10 protein-coding genes are annotated in these 16,104 nt (G+C 74.1%); 3 read left to right on the top strand and 7 right to left on the bottom strand.

Annotation, left to right across the window (positions count from 1 at the left end; all coding sequences use genetic code 11):
- Positions 1–22: 22 nt before the first annotated feature.
- The 7 genes from AC07DW_RS08980 to AC07DW_RS08950 are packed head-to-tail and all read right to left on the bottom strand — an operon-like array spanning position 23 to position 8,184.
- Positions 23–859: an HpcH/HpaI aldolase/citrate lyase family protein gene (locus tag AC07DW_RS08980; protein WP_478856949.1), complete on the bottom strand. Its 837-nt coding sequence runs from the start codon at positions 857–859 to the stop codon at positions 23–25.
- Positions 856–2,061, bottom strand: coding sequence for a CaiB/BaiF CoA transferase family protein (locus tag AC07DW_RS08975; RefSeq protein ID WP_478856948.1), 1,206 nt, complete (start codon positions 2,059–2,061; stop codon positions 856–858). Before AC07DW_RS08975 ends, AC07DW_RS08980 begins: the two co-directional genes overlap by 4 nt.
- Positions 2,058–2,942 (bottom strand): ribokinase, encoded by an 885-nt coding sequence (gene rbsK / locus AC07DW_RS08970; RefSeq protein WP_478856947.1) that lies wholly within the window; start codon positions 2,940–2,942, stop codon positions 2,058–2,060. The genes AC07DW_RS08975 and rbsK overlap by 4 nt, the downstream gene beginning before the upstream one ends.
- Positions 2,939–4,354: an ADP-ribosylglycohydrolase family protein gene (locus tag AC07DW_RS08965; RefSeq protein WP_478856946.1), complete on the bottom strand. Its 1,416-nt coding sequence runs from the start codon at positions 4,352–4,354 to the stop codon at positions 2,939–2,941. The genes rbsK and AC07DW_RS08965 overlap by 4 nt, the downstream gene beginning before the upstream one ends.
- A complete protein-coding gene (locus AC07DW_RS08960; protein ID WP_478856945.1) occupies positions 4,351–5,517 on the bottom strand; it encodes an ADP-ribosylglycohydrolase family protein in 1,167 nt (388 codons plus the stop codon). Before AC07DW_RS08960 ends, AC07DW_RS08965 begins: the two co-directional genes overlap by 4 nt.
- Positions 5,495–7,156 carry an ADP-ribosylglycohydrolase family protein gene (locus AC07DW_RS08955; RefSeq protein WP_478856944.1) on the bottom strand — a complete coding sequence of 554 codons (1,662 nt, stop codon included), beginning with the start codon at positions 7,154–7,156 and terminating at the stop codon, positions 5,495–5,497. The genes AC07DW_RS08960 and AC07DW_RS08955 overlap by 23 nt, the downstream gene beginning before the upstream one ends.
- Positions 7,156–8,184 (bottom strand): ADP-ribosylglycohydrolase family protein, encoded by a 1,029-nt coding sequence (locus tag AC07DW_RS08950; RefSeq protein ID WP_478856943.1) that lies wholly within the window; start codon positions 8,182–8,184, stop codon positions 7,156–7,158. Before AC07DW_RS08950 ends, AC07DW_RS08955 begins: the two co-directional genes overlap by 1 nt.
- A gap of 244 nt (positions 8,185–8,428) precedes the next feature.
- Here AC07DW_RS08950 and AC07DW_RS08945 point away from each other — a divergent pair, with 244 nt between their 5' ends.
- From AC07DW_RS08945 to AC07DW_RS08935, 3 genes are all read left to right on the top strand, one after another.
- Complete coding sequence (locus AC07DW_RS08945) at positions 8,429–9,157, top strand: VIT1/CCC1 transporter family protein (protein ID WP_478856942.1); 729 nt, start codon at positions 8,429–8,431, stop codon at positions 9,155–9,157.
- A 485-nt stretch (positions 9,158–9,642) separates the two neighbouring features.
- Complete coding sequence (gene gltB / locus AC07DW_RS08940; RefSeq protein WP_478856941.1) at positions 9,643–14,205, top strand: glutamate synthase large subunit; 4,563 nt, start codon at positions 9,643–9,645, stop codon at positions 14,203–14,205.
- The gene (locus AC07DW_RS08935; protein WP_478856940.1) at positions 14,198–15,658 is read left to right on the top strand and encodes a glutamate synthase subunit beta; all 1,461 of its coding nucleotides are present in this window, start codon (positions 14,198–14,200) and stop codon (positions 15,656–15,658) included. Before gltB ends, AC07DW_RS08935 begins: the two co-directional genes overlap by 8 nt.
- Positions 15,659–16,104: the final 446 nt, after the last annotated feature.

Here is a 16,104-nt window from a genome sequence, read left to right as displayed (position 1 = left end):
GGGTTCCGGCGGCCGCCCCGTTTCATGTGCGGCGGGCCCTGGCCAGGGACAGGGTGCGCCGGGCGGCCGCGACGACCGCCGCGTCGACGAAACGGCCGTCGGGCAGGGCCCGTGCGCCGGTCCCGGCGGCGGCCGCCTCGACGACCTCCTCCGCCGCCGCGACCTCCTCGGGGGCCGGGAGGTACGCCCGCCGGATGACCGGCAGCTGGCGGGGGTGGATCGCCGCACGGCCCAGGAAGCCCAGTGCGCGGCCGTGGGCGCACGACGCGGCGAGGCCGTCCAGGTCGCGGATGTCCGGGTGGACGGACTGGGCGGGCGGGGGCAGGTTCGCGGCACGGGCGGCCACCACGACCCGGCTGCGCGGCCAGTCCAGGCCCCTGTCGTCGCGTACGCCGAGGTCGGCGCGGAGGTCGGCCTCGCCGAGGGCGATGCCCCGGACGGCCGGGTGGGCGGTGGCGATGGCGTGGGCGTGCTCGACGGCCAGGGCGGATTCGAGCAGCGCGTGGAGCGGTACGCCGGGGGCCAGCTCCGCGATCCGCCCGATGTCAGTGCCGTGTGTCACCTTGGGGATACGCAGTGCGGCGAGGCCGGGCAGGGGGGCCAGAGCCGCGATGGCCGTGGTGTCGTGCGCGCTGGGGAGGCGGACATGGACCGGTACGGGGTGGGGCGAGGACAGCAGGTCGGTGGTGGCACCGAGGGCGTATGCCCTGCGGTCCGGGGGCACCGCGTCCTCCAGGTCGACGATCACGACGTCGGCGCCGGAGACGAGGGCCTTGGCGACGACGTCGGGCCGGTCGCCCGGGGCGTACAACCAGGTCAGGGGCGGGGCCTCCGTGGTCGCGGCGGCCGGGGAGGTCACAGGGTGCCCTCCGTGCGGAGGGCGGCGATCTCGGCTGCCGTCAGACCGAGCTCGGTGAGGACGTCCTCGGTGTCGGCGCCGTGGGGGCGGCCGGTCCAGCGGATGGAGCCGGGCGTCTCGGAGAGGCGGAAGAGGACGTTCTGCATACGGACGGGGCCGAGTTCGGGGTCGGGCACTTCGGTGACCGTGTCCAGCGCCTGGTACTGGGGGTCGGCCATGACGTCGCGGACGTCGTAGACGGGGGCGATGGCCGCCTCCGCCTTCTCGAACGCCGCCATGGCCTCGTCGCGGGTGTGCCGGGCGATCCAGCCGCCGACCGCTTCGTCGAGGACGTCCGCGTGCCGGGCGCGGGTGGTGCCTTCGGCGAACCAGGGTTCGGCGATCAGTTCGGGCCGGCCGACCAGTCGCATCACGCGTTCCGCGACGGACTGGGCGGAGGTGGACACGGCCAGCCACGAGCCGTCGGCGGTGCGGTAGGTGTTGCGCGGGGCGTTGTTGCGGGAGCGGTTGCCGGTGCGGGGCTGGACGTAGCCGAGCTGGTCGTACCAGAGCGGTTGCGGGCCGAGGACCATGAGGATCGGCTCGATGATCGCCATGTCGACGACCTGGCCGCGGCCGGTGGTCGCGCGGGCGTGGAGGGCGGTCATCACGGCGTAGGCGGTGGCCAGGGCGGCGACGGAGTCGGCGAGGCCGAAGGGAGGGAGCGTGGGCGGGCCGTCGGGTTCGCCGGTGATGGCCGCGAAGCCGCTCATGGCCTCGGCGAGTGTGCCGAAACCGGGTCGGCGGGCGTACGGGCCGTACTGGCCGAAGCCGGTGACGCGGGCCAGCACCAGCCGGTCGTTGGCGGCGGAGAGCTCGGGCCAGCCGAGGCCCCACTTCTCCAGGGTGCCGGGGCGGAAGTTCTCGACGACCACGTCGGCGGTGGCGGCGAGACGGAGCAGGGTGGCGCGGCCGCCGGGGGTGGACAGGTCGAGGGTGATGGCGCGCTTGTTGCGGCCGAGCAGCTTCCACCAGAGCCCGACGCCGTTCTTGGCGGGGCCGTGGCCCCGGGACGGGTCGGGTCTGCGGGGGTGTTCGACCTTGATGACGTCGGCGCCGAAGTCGCCGAGCATGGTCGCCGCCAGCGGGCCGGCGAAGAGGGTGGCGAGATCCAGGACGCGCAGGCCCTGGAGCGGGGGCGCGGTCGGGGAGGAGGTGGTCATACGGCGTCGATCTCCGTGCGGTACGGCATCGAGGACGTGGCGCCGGGGCGCTGCACGGACAGGGCGGCGGCGGACGACGCCCAGGCGAGGGCCTCGGGTACGGGGGCGCCCTCGCCGAGGGCGACGGCCAGGGCGCCGACGAACGTGTCGCCGGCGGCGGTGGTGTCCACGGCCCGGACCCGGGGGGCGGGGACGGTGACCGGGTCGGCGCCGCGGGCCGCGTACAGGCTGCCGGCCGAGCCGAGGGTGATGACGACCTCCGGGACGTGGCGGAGCAGGGCCTCGGCGGCCGTGCGCGGGTCGGCGTGGCCGGTGAGGGCCGCCGCCTCGTGCTCGTTGGGCACCAGCAGGTCGGTGGCGGCGAGCAGCTCCGGGGGCAGTGGCTGGGCGGGGGCGGGGGTGAGGATCGTGCGGACGCCGTGGCGGCGGGCCGCCCGGGCGCCGGCGGTGACGGCGGAGAGGGGGAGTTCCAGCTGGAGCAGCAGGGCGGATCCGGTGGCGATGAGCGTCTCGTCGCCGGGGGCCAGGGAGGTGACGGTGCCGTTGGCGCCGGGGATGACGACGATCGCGTTGCCGCCCTCGTCGTCGACGACGATGTGGGCGGTGCCAGACGGGCCGTCGACGGTGCGGAGGAGATCGGTGTCGACTCCGGAGCCGGTGAGACCGGCCCGGAGCAGGGTGCCGAACTCGTCGGAGCCGACGGCGCCGATCATCGACACCTCCGCCCCGGCGCGCGCCGCGGCGACCGCCTGGTTGGCTCCCTTGCCGCCCGGGACCGAGCGGAATTCGCGGCCCGTGACGGTCTCGCCGAGTTTCGGGGCGCGGCTCACATAGGCGACGAGGTCCATGTTGGTGCTGCCGAGCACCACGATGTGGGTCATGGGCGGGGTGCCTCCTGGTGTGCGAGCCGGTGGGTGAGCGCGGCGAGGGTGTCGAAGCCGACGCCGTCGAAGGTGGGGACGGAGGTGGCGAGGCGGTTCTTGAGCGGGGAGGTCCAGCGGTCGGGGATCCTTTCGGGCCGGCCGGCCAGGAGACCGGCGACGGAGCCTGCGGTGGCACCGTTGGAGTCGGTGTCCCAGCCGCCGGAGACGGCACGGCAGATGGAGAGGGTGAAGTCGCCGTCGGCGTGGGTGAGCGCGGCGGCGAGCAGGGCGGCGTTCGGCACGACGTGTACCCAGTGGTAGGAGCCGTAGGCGGCGTGCAGCCGGTCGGCGACGGTGTCGAATCCGGTGTGGGCGCGGGCGGTCGCGATGCCGAAGCGGACCGCGCGGGCCAGGCGTGAGTCGGGCGGGACGACGGTCAGCCCGGTGGCGAGCGACCGGTGGACGTCGGCGGTGCCGGAGGCGGCGGTGGCGATGACGGCCGCGGTGAACATGGCGCCGTACACGCCGTTGGCGGTGTGGGTGAGGGTGGCCTCCCGGTGGGCCTGCTCGGCGGCGGCCGCCGGGTCGCCGGGGTGGGTCCAGCCGTGGACGTCCGCGCGGATCAGCGCGCCGATCCACTCCCGGAACGGGTTGCGGTGGGAGGCGGTGAGCGGCGGTTCGAGGCCGGAGAGGAGGTTGCGGTAGGCGACGCGTTCGGCGGTGAAGGTACGCCCGGCCGGAAGCTCGTCCAGCCACAGGCGCGCGACGTCGGCGGTGCGGAAGCCGGGACCGTACCGCTGGAGGAGGAGCAGGTTGAGCAGCGGGTAGTCGAGGTCGTCGTCCTCCGGCATGCCGTCGATGTTCTCGGCGAGGGACGTGGCGGCGGAGCGGCGGTTCCAGGGGTGGGCGGCGGCGAGTGCCGGGGGTACGCCCCTGGCGGTGAACCAGGAGGTGAGCGGCCAGTTACCGGTGGCGCGGGCGAGGGCCCGGATCGCGGCGAGCGGCAGCTTCTCGACGGGCTTGCCGAGCAGGCACCCGGCGGCCCGCCCCAGCCACGCCGCGTGCAGCCGCGCGCCCAGCCCCGGCGCGACCGCGCTCGCCCCCGCGCCGCCCGCGTCCGGTGGGGCGTCCGGGCCGGTGGGGCGGGGCCAGTGGGGGCAGAGCCGGCGGATGTGGGCGAGGGCGGTGGGTTCGGCGGCGGACAGGGGGACGGGCAGAGCGGCCAGTTCGTCGAGGAGACGCTCGGCGAGGGCCCGCAGGTGCGGGGGAGCCGGGGCGGGGGAGGCGCCGGCCGCCACGGGGGCGGGTGTGCCGCCGGCGGCCCGCCAGCGGGCCTCGACGGCCGAGGCGTCACGGCCGTCCTCCACGGCCTGGCGCAGCTCGTGGCCGATCAGGTCCTCGGGCTGCACCCAGGTGAGGCGCACGTTCACCGGAGCACCCCGGGGACGGGGGAGAGGGCCACGAACGCCCGCTCGTGGGCGCGGCGGCGGGCCGTGTCGCGCACGAAGATTTCGTGGGCGACGTCCGCCAGCACCGCGGCCGGGGCGTGCAGGTCGAGGCGGCTGGCCTCGGCGACCTGCTTCGCCCAGCCCGCGGGGACGGCCGCCTCCCCGTGCAGCGCGCCCGCGACGGCGCCCGCCATGGTGGCGATCGAGTCGCAGTCGCGGCCGTAGTTGACGGCGCCCAGCACCGTGCGGCGGTAGTCGCCCTCACCGACCAGCAGCATGCCGAGCGCGATCGGCAGTTCCTCGATGGCGTGCAGCCGGGACGGGCGGCGGGCGCCGAGGGAGGGGGAGCGGTAGTCGGGGCCCACCGTGTCGAAGGGGGCGACCGCCTCGCGGAGGGGACGGAGGGCCTCCTCGAAGTCGGTGTACCCGGCGGCGGCTTCCGCCACCGCCTCGATCGCCGAGCGGGTGCCGTCCTTGGCGAGGTCCAGGGCCGTGTCGACGACCGAGACGGGCGTCGCTCCCGGCACGCAGGCCGCGGCGACCGCCGCCGCGAACACCCCGGCCGCCTCACGGCCGTACGAGGACTGGTGGGCACCGGCGACGTCGAGGGCCTCGGCGTACGCGCCGGCCGGGTTCGCGGCGTTGACCAGGCCGACCGGCGCCATGTACATCGCGGCGCCGCAGTTGACGATGTTCCCGGTACCCGCCTCGCGCGGGTCGACGTGCCCGTAGTGGAGGCGGGCCACCAGCCACTTCTCGGCGAGGAAGATCCGCTGGAGGGGCAGTGCCTCGGCTTCCAGTTCCGGGATCCAGCGGGGGGTGGACATCAGGTCGGGTACCAGGTGGTCGGCCACGGCGTAGGCGTCGAGGTGGTCGCGGACCGCGTCGTACACGCGTACCAGCGCGTGGGTCATGAGGGTGTCGTCGGTGACGTGTCCGTCGCCCTTGTGGTACGGGGCGATGGGGCGGGCGGTGCGCCACTCGTCGCCGTTCCAGGGGCCGACGATGCCGGTGACGCGGCCTCCGTGGCGTTCGGCGATCCGGTCGGGGGCGTAGCCCTCGACCGCACCGCCCAGCGCGTCACCTACGGCTGCTCCGACGAGGCTGCCGGTGATCCGGTCCTCAAGTGTGGGTTTCGGCGTCATGTCGGAATTGTCCACCCGGGGTGGCGAGTTCCGTGTGCGCGAGCTGCCCGGCGAGTTCCACCAGGTCCGTACCCCTGAGCCGGGGCAGGGCGCAGCCGGCGAGGGTGCGGCAGGCGTCGCGCCAGGTGGCGGGCACCTCGGCACCGCCACTGAGCGCTCCGGTCAGCGCGCCCGCCAGGGCCGGGGCGGAGTCGGCGACCCGGGACAGGCAGGCCGCGGCCGGCACCGCCTCGGTGACCCTGCCGTGTGCCGCGGTGGTCAGCGCGAGGGCGACCGGGACGGTCTCGGCGGCGGCGATCCCGTAGCTGTAGACGTGGTCGACGATCTGGTGCTCCAGGAGCGGGACGAGGCCGAAGGCGCTGTCGGCGGTGCGGGCGAGGCCGGTGGCGTGCCGGGCGTTGCGGCCGATCTCGGTGGCGGGCGGGAGCTGGGCGAGCGCGGCGTCCACGGCGTCGTCGGCGGTCGCCCCGCCGAGGGCGGCGGCGACGGCGGCGGCCATGGCGCGGGCGCCGTGCACGCCGTCGCCGTCCTGGGTGTACCGGGCGTCGAACTCGGCGAGTTCGGCCGCGGCGCGGGGGTCGCCCGGGTGGGCGATGGCGAGGACGGCGGCGCGGACGCAGGCCGCGTCGTCGAAGTAGTGCGGGTTGTCGTGGCCGGTCGCGGGCGGGCGCAGGCCGGTGGCGAGGTTGCCGAGGCCCGCGCGTACGGAGATGCGGGCGCGCAGGGGCAGGACCGCGGACTCGACCTCGGGGGCACGGTCGGCGGCCGCGGCGATCTCGGCGGCCAGGGAGTTCCAGGCCAGGTCGACCGCCGCGCACAGGCGGCGGGTGCGCGGGAGGGAGCGGAAGAGGTCACCGGCCGCGGCGAGCAGGGTCTCGGCGGTGAACACCGCCCACTCGGCGTCGTCGGAGGGGCCGAGGCGGAGCGGTTCGGGGGGCTGGTTGAGGGCGATGGGGACGGGGAGGGTGGTGGTGGCGTTCTGCTCGGCGAAGGTGTCGAGTTCGCGGGTGAGGCGCCGGGTCCACTCGGGCATGCGGGCGGCGCGGTGCCGGGCGGCTGGCCAGCCGGCGGCGTCACCGGCGGCGAGGCCGAGGAGGAGACCCTCGATGCGGCGCGGCTCGCCCGCGGGGCCGGTGGGCGCCGCGCCCCTCTCGCCGGGCCCGGCGCGGCGGCCCTCCCGGAGCCGGTCGCCACCGGACGCCGGGCCGGGGCCGGTGGGCCGGGCGGGCGCGCGGCCGGCGCCGCGCTCGCGGGGCGTGGCGGTGCGCGTGGGTGTCGGGCCGGCGGTGGGCGGGGTGGTGGGCGTCGGCCCGCGGGTGGGTGCGGCGGTGCGCGTGGGTGTCGGGCTGTGCGCGCACCCGGCCGTGGGCCCCGGCGGGGGCTCCGACGGGGGCGTCGGGCTGTGCGGGGCGGGCCCGGGGGCGGGCGCGGTGCTGGTCGTGGGTCCCGGCGCGGGCGTCGGACCGGGCGTCGGTGCGGCCCCGGACGCCGGGGCCTTCGCCCCCCGGGGCCCGGTCGCCCCGGTCGTCGGCGCCCCGGTCGTGGGCGCCCCGGTCGGCGGTGGCGCCGCGTCCGCGGTGACCGGCTCGGGGAGCCCGGTCCGGCGGCCCGGCGGGGCGTGCGATGGCGTGGGCGGCATCAGGGGGCCTCCGTGTCGTCGTACGGGGTGAGCAGCTCCGCGACGTCCAGCACGTGGTAGCCGCGCATCGAGGGCAGGCAGCTGCCGCGTACGGGGCCGATGGCGGCCGCCCAGTCCGCCGGGATCGCCGTCGCGCCGGACATCGCACCGGCCAGGGCACCCGCCACCGCGGCGGTCGTGTCGGCGTCCCGCCCCATGTTGACGGCGGTGAGCACCGACGTACGGAAGTCGCCGCGGGCCGCCGCGAACGCGCCGAAGGCGAGCCCCACCGCCTCGGGGGCCAGGTCCGTCCAGGGGTAGCCGCCGACGACCACGGCCGAGCGGACGGCCCGCTCCCGGGCCAGCGCGTCGGGCTGGACGCGCTGGGCAGCGACGACCGCGCGGCGTATCGAGCGGGCCGTCCAGGAGTCCATCGGCACCACCGACAGCGCGGCCGCGATCACCGAGGCGGGCCCGGCGCCCGACATCGCCGCCGCGACGCCCGCCGCGACCGCCCGGCCCCCGTAGATGCCCTCGCCCTCGTGGCTCACCGTGCCGTCGATCGCCACCAGCCGCGCCGCCTCCGCCGGGCGCCCCGCCGCGAAGACGCCGAACGGGGCCGCGCGCATGGCCAGCCCGTCGCTCCAGGCGTGCCGGTGCTGGGCCGAGATGGGGGCCGCGAGGCCCCGCCGGAGGTTCTCCAGGGTGCCGCGCTCGCTGAAGCCCGCACCGCGGAACGGGCCCTCGTCGAGGTCGGCGATCCAGCGGTGCCAGGCCCGCTCGACATGGGAGACGGTCAGCGCCGAGCCGTGCCGGGCCAGCAGCAGCCCGGAGAAGATCGCGTACTCGGTGTCGTCGGTACCGGCCGGGTCCTCGCTGACGAACCCCTCGATCCGGCCCCAGCGGCGGCGGATCTCCGAGGGCCGCATGTTCTCGGCGGGGGCCCCGAGCGCGTCGCCGACGGCCAGTCCCAGCAGCGCGCCCCGCGCGCGGTCGAGCAGCGTCGCCGCGTCGGCGGGAGAAGCGGGACCGCGGGTGACCGGCTCCATCGGCGTGGCCCTTCCGTGCGCACCGATCCGATTCCTGGATGTGTGCCACGCCGAGGGCGTGCGCTGTCGGTCCGGACGGTGCTGTCACCCGCCTGCCGGAGCCGTCCGGAACGCCGCGCGGAGCGCCTGGTAAGTAAAGCCTGCCTTGCTGGCGGGCCCCTTACATAGCGCGTATTTTCGAGGGTGTCGGGGGGAGCGGGGTCAACGGGACCCGCTGCTGCACGCAAGGCGTAAGGGGAGAGCTGTGTCCATCATCGAGACCGAGGCGACGCTTCACGAGGCGCACCGCGACAACCACACCCACCGGGATGTGAACGGCGGCTGGCTCCGCCCCGCCGTTTTCGGCGCGATGGACGGTCTCGTCTCCAACCTCGCCCTGATGACCGGTGTCGCGGGCGGTGCGGTGTCCCAGCAGACCATCGTCATCACGGGTCTGGCCGGGCTCGCGGCCGGCGCGTTCTCCATGGCCGCCGGCGAGTACACCTCCGTGGCCTCGCAGCGCGAGCTGGTCCAGGCCGAACTGGACGTGGAGCGTCACCAGTTGCGCAAGCACCCGGTGGACGAGATGGAGGAGCTCGCCGCGCTGTACGTGGCGCGTGGCGTCGAGCCCGCGCTCGCCCGCGAGGTCGCCATGCAGCTGTCGAAGGACCCGGAGCAGGCGCTGGAGATCCACGCCCGCGAGGAGCTGGGCATCGACCCGGACGACCTGCCCTCGCCCGCGGTCGCCGCCGTGTCCTCCTTCGGGTCGTTCGCGCTGGGCGCCCTGCTGCCCGTCCTGCCCTATCTGCTGGGCGCCACCGCCCTGTGGCCGGCGGTGCTGCTGGCCCTGCTGGGGCTGTTCGCCTGCGGCGCACTGGTGGCCCGGGTGACGGCCCGCAGCTGGTGGTACAGCGGCCTGCGTCAGCTCGCCCTCGGCGGCGCGGCGGCGGCCGTCACCTACGGGCTGGGTGCCCTGTTCGGCGCGGTGGTCTGACATCGCCGCAGGTCCGGCCCCCTCGACGAGCGGTCGAGGGGGCTTCGCCGTACCGTTGCGGTACCTGGTGAAGAACGCCGTGATCGTCACCGAGACGCTCCCGGCCGTTGTGACGAACGTCCAATAGCCCTTTCCGCTCCTCCGATGAGACACTATGCAACGCGGCACATAAGTAGCCGTAACGCGGCGGTTTCGAAGCCCTCGGCAGGGGGCATGAGCCGTGAGCGCTGCGGGCAACGAAGCCCGCTCACCCCACAGGCCAGCAGGATTCGATCTCTCGACGGTCTGTCCGCTTGCCAGGCTTCCGAGACCCCGCCGCCATCAGTGGTGTCCGCATGTTGGAACGAGCTTTCCGCTTTCCGAGAAGCACTCCATCATGTAACCTGCACGAAATTTTGCGGAGGGCCAACGTCGTCCCTCTGGTACTCGCTCCCCCGGACTCCGTCCGGGAGATGCCCCCAGCCACGACGACGACGGGAGAGCCGATGCGTTCCGACGCCTGGTCGCCCATGGACGGTCGCCCCGCCCCGCAGGGTATGTACGACCCCCGCAACGAGCACGATGCCTGTGGTGTCGGCTTCGTTGCCACCCTCACCGGTGTCGCCAGCCACGCGCTGGTGGAGCAGGCGCTGACCGTTCTGCGCAACCTGGAGCACCGGGGCGCCACCGGCTCCGAGCCCGACTCCGGCGACGGCGCGGGCATCCTGCTCCAGGTGCCGGACGCGTTCCTCCGCGAGGTCACCGACTTCGCCCTCCCGACAGCCGGTGAGTACGCCGTCGGCATCGCCTTCCTCCCCGCCGACGGCTCCGCACAGGCCGTCTCGCGGATCGAGACGATCGCCGCCGAGGAGAACCTCACCGTCCTCGGCTGGCGCGACGTCCCCGTCGCCCCCGAGCTGCTCGGCGCGACCGCCCGCTCGACCATGCCGGCCTTCCGCCAGCTGTTCGTGAGCGACGGCGGCACCAGCAGGGGCATCGACCTGGACCGCAAGGCGTTCGTGCTGCGCAAGCGCGCCGAGCGCGAGGCCGGGGTCTACTTCCCCTCGCTCTCCGCCCGCACCATCGTCTACAAGGGCATGCTCACCACCGGGCAGCTGGAGCCCTTCTTCCCGGACCTGTCGGACCGCCGCTGCGCCACCGCCGTCGCGCTCGTCCACTCCCGGTTCTCCACGAACACCTTCCCGAGCTGGCCGCTGGCCCACCCGTACCGCTTCGTCGCCCACAACGGCGAGATCAACACGGTCAAGGGCAACCGCAACTGGATGCGGGCCCGCGAGTCGCAGCTCGTCTCCGACCTCTTCGGCGCGGAGAAGCTGGACCGGATCTTCCCGGTGTGCACGCCGGACGCCTCCGACTCCGCCTCCTTCGACGAGGTGCTGGAGCTGCTCCACCTCGGCGGCCGCTCACTGCCGCACAGCGTCCTGATGATGGTCCCCGAGGCGTGGGAGAACCACGACTCCATGGACCCGGCCCGGCGCGCCTTCTACCAGTACCACTCCACGATGATGGAGCCCTGGGACGGCCCGGCCTGCGTCACCTTCACCGACGGCGTCCAGGTCGGCGCCGTTCTCGACCGCAACGGCCTGCGCCCCGGCCGCTACTGGGTCACCGACGAGGGTCTGGTCGTGCTGTCCTCCGAGGTCGGCGTCCTCGACATCGACCCGGCCAAGGTCGTCCGCAAGGGCCGCCTCCAGCCCGGCAAGATGTTCCTCGTCGACACCGCCGAGCACCGCATCATCGAGGACGACGAGATCAAGGCCGCCCTCGCCGCCGAGCACCCCTACCAGGAGTGGCTGGAGAGCGGGATCATCGAGCTCGAGGACCTCCCCGAGCGCGAGCACATCGTCCACACCCACGCCTCGGTCACCCGCCGCCAGCAGACCTTCGGCTACACCGAGGAAGAGCTCCGCGTCATCCTCGCGCCGATGGCCCGCACCGGCGGCGAGCCCCTCGGCTCGATGGGCACGGACTCGCCGATCGCCGCGCTCTCCGAGCGCCCGCGCCTGCTGTTCGACTACTTCACCCAGCTGTTCGCGCAGGTCACGAACCCGCCGCTGGACGCCATCCGCGAGGAGCTCGTCACCTCGCTGCACTCCTCGCTCGGCCCCCAGGGCAATCTGCTGGAGCCGACCGCCGCGTCCTGCCGCAGCGTCACCCTGCCGTTCCCGGTGATCGACAACGACGAGCTGGCGAAGCTCATCCACATCAACGCCGACGGCGACATGCCCGGTATGACGGCCGCCACGCTCTCCGGCCTCTACCGGGTCTCCGGCGGCGGCGACGCCCTGGCCGCCCGCATCGAGGAGATCTGCGCCGAGGCCGACGCCGCCATCGAGGGCGGCGCCCGCCTGATCGTGCTGTCCGACCGGCACTCCGACGCCGAGCACGCGCCGATCCCGTCGCTGCTGCTCACCTCCGCCGTCCACCACCACCTCATCCGCACCAAGCAGCGCACACAGGTGGGCCTGCTGGTCGAGGCCGGTGACGTCCGCGAGGTCCACCACGTCGCGCTGCTGATCGGCTACGGCGCCGCCGCCGTCAACCCGTACCTCGCCATGGAGTCCGTCGAGGACCTGGTCCGCGCCGGCACCTTCGTCGAGGGCCTGGAGCCCGAGCAGGCCATCCGCAACCTGATCTACGCGCTCGGCAAGGGCGTCCTGAAGGTCATGTCGAAGATGGGCATCTCGACCGTCGCCTCCTACCGCGGCGCGCAGGTCTTCGAGGCCGTCGGTCTCGACGAGGCCTTCGTCGAGAAGTACTTCAACGGCACCGCCACCAAGATCGGCGGCGCCGGCCTGGACGTCGTCGCCAAGGAGGTCGCCGCCCGCCACGCCAAGGCGTACCCGGCCTCCGGGATCTCCGCCACCCACCGCGCCCTGGAGATCGGCGGCGAGTACCAGTGGCGCCGCGAGGGCGAGCCGCACCTGTTCGACCCGGAGACGGTCTTCCGCCTCCAGCACGCCACGCGCTCCGGCCGCTACGACATCTTCAAGAAGTACACGGACCGGGTGAACGAGCAGTCCGAGCGCCTGATGACGCTCCGCGGCCTGTTCGGCTTCAAGTCCGACCGCCCCTCGATCCCCCTCGAAGAGGTCGAGCCGGCGTCCGAGATCGTGAAGCGGTTCTCCACCGGCGCCATGTCGTACGGCTCCATCTCCCAGGAGGCGCACGAGACCCTCGCCATCGCCATGAACCAGCTGGGGGCCAAGTCCAACACCGGTGAGGGCGGCGAGGACCCGGAGCGCCTGTACGACCCGGCGCGCCGGTCGAGCATCAAGCAGGTCGCCTCCGGCCGCTTCGGCGTGACGAGCGAGTACCTGGTCAACGCGGACGACATCCAGATCAAGATGGCCCAGGGAGCCAAGCCCGGCGAGGGCGGCCAGCTGCCCGGTCACAAGGTCTACCCGTGGGTCGCCAGGACCCGGCACTCCACCCCGGGCGTCGGCCTGATCTCCCCGCCGCCGCACCACGACATCTACTCCATCGAGGACCTGGCTCAGCTGATCCACGACCTCAAGAACGCCAACCCGGCCGCCCGCATCCACGTGAAGCTGGTGTCCGAGGTCGGGGTCGGCACCGTCGCCGCCGGTGTGTCCAAGGCCCACGCGGACGTCGTGCTCATCTCCGGCCACGACGGCGGTACGGGCGCGTCCCCGCTCACGTCGCTCAAGCACGCGGGCGGCCCCTGGGAGCTCGGCCTCGCCGAGACCCAGCAGACCCTGCTGCTCAACGGCCTGCGCGACCGGATCGTCGTCCAGACCGACGGCCAGCTCAAGACCGGCCGCGACGTCGTCATCGCCGCGCTGCTCGGCGCCGAGGAGTTCGGTTTCGCGACCGCGCCGCTGGTCGTCTCGGGCTGCGTCATGATGCGCGTCTGCCACCTGGACACCTGCCCGGTCGGCATCGCCACCCAGAACCCGGTGCTGCGCGACCGGTTCACCGGCAAGGCCGAGTACGTCGTCAACTTCTTCCGGTTCATCGCGGAGGAGGTCCGCGAGCTCCTCGCCGAGCTGGGCTTCCGCACGATCGAGGAGGCCGTCGGCCACGCCGAGCTGCTCGACACCGAGCGGGCCGTCACGCACTGGAAGGCACAGGGCCTGGACCTGGAGCCGCTGTTCTACGTGCCCGAGCTGCCCGAGGGCGCGGTGCGCCACGCGCTGATCGAGCAGGACCACGGCCTGGAGAAGGCGCTCGACAACCAGCTCATCCAGCTGGCCGCCGAAGCGCTCGGCGCGTCCTCCGCCGAGGAGGCGCGGCCGGTCCGCGCCCAGGTCGCGATCCGCAACATCAACCGGACGGTCGGCACCATGCTCGGCCACGAGGTGACGAAGAAGTTCGGTGGCGCGGGCCTGCCCGACGACACCATCGACATCACCTTCACCGGCTCGGCCGGCCAGTCCTTCGGCGCCTTCGTGCCGCGCGGCATCACGCTGCGCCTGGAGGGCGACGCCAACGACTACGTGGGCAAGGGCCTGTCCGGCGGCCGGGTGATCGTCCGTCCCGACCGGGGCGCCGACCACCTGGCCGAGTACTCCACCATCGCGGGCAACACCATCGCGTACGGCGCGACCGGTGGCGAGATCTTCCTGCGCGGACGCACCGGCGAGCGCTTCTGCGTCCGCAACTCCGGCGCGCTGGTGGTCTCCGAGGGCGTGGGCGACCACGGCTGCGAGTACATGACCGGCGGTCACGCGGTCGTCCTCGGCGAGACGGGCCGCAACTTCGCGGCCGGCATGTCGGGCGGTGTCGCGTACGTCATCGACCTCGACCGGGACAACGTCAACTCCGGCAACCTCGGCGCGGTCGAGGCCCTGGACGAGACGGACAAGGTGTGGCTGCACGACGTCGTGCGCCGCCACCACGAGGAGACGGGCTCGACCGTAGCCGAGAAGCTCCTTGCCGACTGGACCACCGCCGTGGACCGATTCAGCAAGATCATCCCGACCACGTACAAGGCAGTGCTCGCCGCCAAGGACGCCGCTGAGCTCGCCGGTCTCTCCGAGCAGGAGACCACCGAGAAGATGATGGAGGCGGCGACCAATGGCTGACCCCAAGGGCTTCCTGACCACCGGGCGCGAGGTCGCCAAGACCCGCCCCGTGGCCGAGCGCGTCAAGGACTGGAACGAGGTCTACGTCCCCGGCTCCCTGCTGCCGATCATCAGCAAGCAGGCCGGCCGGTGCATGGACTGCGGCATCCCGTTCTGCCACAACGGCTGTCCGCTCGGGAACCTGATCCCCGAGTGGAACGACTACGCCTACCGCGAGGACTGGTCCGCCGCGTCCGAGCGGCTGCACGCCACGAACAACTTCCCGGAGTTCACCGGGCGGCTGTGCCCGGCGCCCTGCGAGTCGGCGTGCGTGCTGGGCATCAACCAGCCGCCGGTGACCATCAAGAACGTCGAGGTCTCGATCATCGACAAGGCGTGGGACTCCGGTGACGTCACGCCCCAGCCGCCGGAGCGGCTGTCCGGCAAGACCGTCGCCGTCATCGGCTCCGGCCCGGCGGGCCTGGCCGCCGCGCAGCAGCTGACCCGGGCCGGCCACACGGTCGCCGTGTACGAGCGGGCCGACCGCATCGGCGGCCTGCTGCGGTACGGCATCCCCGAGTTCAAGATGGAGAAGGTGCACATCAACCGGCGCATCGAGCAGATGCGCGCGGAGGGCACCAAGTTCCGTACGGAGGTCGAGATCGGCCGCGACATCGACGCCGCGAAGCTGCGGCGCCGGTACGACGCGGTCGTCATCGCCGCCGGTGCCACCGTCTCCCGCGACCTGCCGGTCCCGGGGCGGGAGCTCAAGGGCATCCACTTCGCGATGGAGTACCTGCCGCTCGCCAACAAGGTGCAGGAGGGCGACTTCGTGGCGCCCCCCATCACCGCCGAGGGCAAGCACGTGGTGGTCATCGGCGGTGGCGACACCGGCGCCGACTGCGTGGGCACCGCCCACCGCCAGGGCGCGGCCTCCGTCACCCAGCTGGAGATCATGCCCCGCCCGGGCGAGGAGCGGAACGCCGGCCAGCCGTGGCCGACCTTCCCGATGCTCTACAAGGTCACCTCGGCCCACGAGGAGGGCGGCGAGCGGATCTACTCCGTCTCCACCACCCACTTCGAGGGCGACGAGGACGGCAACGTCCAGTTCCTCCACCTGGTGGAGGTGGAGTTCACGGGCGGCAAGCTGGAGCAGAAGCCGGGCACCGAGCGGAAGATCCCTGCCCAGCTGGTCACCCTCGCGATGGGCTTCACCGGCACCGACCAGTCCAACGGCCTGGTCCAGCAGTTCGGCCTGGAGCTCGACGAGCGCGGCAACATCGCGCGCGACGAGAACTACGCGACCAACGTCGACGGCGTCTTCGTCGCCGGTGACGCGGGCCGTGGTCAGTCGCTGATCGTCTGGGCCATCGCCGAGGGCCGCTCGGCGGCGCGTGGCGTGGACCGCTACCTGACGGGCACGAGCGAGCTCCCGGCCCCCATCCGCCCGACGGACCGGGCGCTCACGGTCTGACCCCCCGGCCGGGCGTCCCGCACACCGCTGTACGGGACGCCCCGGCCGAGGCCGCCCCACGCGCCGCACCCGCGACGCCGGAGGGCCGAAGCCCCCGACGGCGCCCTCCGGGCAGCCGTACGCGCCCCGCCCCTCCGGTCGGCGGCCGGCCCACCGACGCATCCCGGCCGACGCCTCCGCCGACGCCATCCCGGCCGTGGCATCCGCCGGCCCACGCGCACACCGCCCGCCCGGGCCGCACCCGCCGCCCGCCGGACCACCGCCCGCCGGGTCTCACCACGCACCCGCCCACCACCAGGTGCGGCGGCGCCGATCCGGACGGGTGTGGCGTTCGGGGGGATGCCGCGCGGGGTACAGTCAGGGGCAGTCGGCCGTGCCGGCCCGCCCGCTCCGGCGTGGCCCGGGCACCCCTCAGACGTCCCGTACAACGGCGTGCGGAACACAGC

Source organism: Streptomyces sp. NPDC045701, from assembly GCF_056432045.1.
Note: the sequence above shows the minus strand (reverse complement) of the source record. Positions and strands in the feature narration are given on the sequence as shown.